The organism is Pandoraea anapnoica (genome assembly GCF_902459765.1).
GTDB lineage: Bacteria > Pseudomonadota > Gammaproteobacteria > Burkholderiales > Burkholderiaceae > Pandoraea > Pandoraea anapnoica.
Genome location: NZ_CABPSP010000040.1, coordinates 1 through 1269 on the forward strand (window position 1 = coordinate 1; position 1269 = coordinate 1269).

Below are 1269 nucleotides of genomic sequence, written 5' to 3' on the forward strand. Positions count from 1 at the left end.
AGCCACGTCCAGCGGTTGTCGCGCTCCGTAGCGCTCTTGGCCTCGGCATCGGTGATCAGGTCATCGCCGAAGAGCACCTTGGGGCGGCTCGCGCCGTGGAACGTGCCGCGCACCGCCTGCTCGGCACCGAACGGCTCAATCTTTACGCCGTTCTTCGTGACGATCTCGCCGACCTTCCAGTTGGGCCCTTTGCCGCAGATCTCTGGGAAGTCCAGCGCCAGCGCAGAATTGACGGTCAGCTCCGTCTTGATGACTTCGAGCAGCTTGGTCGGCAGCGAAGTTTCCGCGCCGAGTAGCAGTAAGTAATCGAGAAACGCCGGGGCGTTGCCTTGCCAGCCGACCTCCCGCCGGATCTCGTCGCGTTGGAGCAAACCCAGGGCGACGACGAAAACAGGCCCAATCTTCGTGGCCAGCGACGATTTTGCCTCGCCACGGGGAGCGACCCACCATTCGCGCACGCCGTTCGGCATGAGCAGCAGTTGGGGGAAGATCTGACAGAAGTGCGCCTGAAACAGCGATGACTCGCCGCGAATGTGGTGCGGGAAGTAGTTATATGCGAAAAACCGGAAATCGGCGTCGCAAAGCACCCGTTTTCGCCGAGACGCTATAGCGTCCGGCGACGGATCGAGACCGGTCGAAAAGGCATCGATATCCCGACGAAGAGACGATGCCAGTTCGGCCAGATCCGCCAAGAACTCTTTATCCGAAAAGGCCATGGATCCCATGCTCTTTTCACTCTCCTTCAATCATTCGACTAATGAACACCTGGGGCAAATCCATGGTCCGGGGTGGCCAATGCCGATCACGGATGCAAGAACTTATGCAGACAGCAGCACAGGTAATAACCGGTGACAGATACATGGAAATCATGTGGCCATTGAATGACATGTTTCGATCATGTCTTCACCGGATTAACGTATTGCCATACGACGCAGCGTTCGAAGTCGAGGCGGACGAAGCCATAGACCGGATGCAGAAAGACATTGCAACCGCATGGCAGGGACTCTCCGATGGTGCTTGGCGCGTTCTACTGGAGCGACACACACAAATGATCGTGGTTGCCCTTGCGAATCAACGCGAACGAAACCCACTCCTCACTTTGCCGCCTGGTCCGCCGCTTTCTGACGAGGAGCTACGCATCGGGCTAGCGCTCTACTTCCTGCATCGAATGAAGCTCCCTCATCCACCAGCAGACAGATCGCCAAGCGAAACGCCTTCCAGTCCCGACGCGAAAGGCCATTAGCAAGTGATACGACCCGCTTACGTTGG

Annotated in this window: 1 protein-coding gene and 1 pseudogene; one reads left to right on the forward strand and one right to left on the reverse strand. The window is 57.8% G+C overall.

The window, feature by feature from the left end; all coding sequences use genetic code 11:
* A pseudogene (locus PAN31117_RS26930) lies at positions 1-716 on the reverse strand (hypothetical protein); the annotation flags it as partial.
* Positions 717-859: 143 nt separating this feature from the next.
* Here PAN31117_RS26930 and PAN31117_RS26935 point away from each other — a divergent pair.
* Complete coding sequence (locus PAN31117_RS26935; RefSeq protein ID WP_150740879.1) at positions 860-1243, forward strand: hypothetical protein; 384 nt, start codon at positions 860-862, stop codon at positions 1241-1243.
* The last annotated feature ends 26 nt before the right edge of the window (positions 1244-1269 follow it).

Excerpts from the sequence above, each read along its gene's own strand:
- PAN31117_RS26935 (WP_150740879.1), top strand. The coding sequence starts at position 860 with ATGGAAATCATGTGGCCATTGAATGACATGTTTCGATCATGTCTTCAC.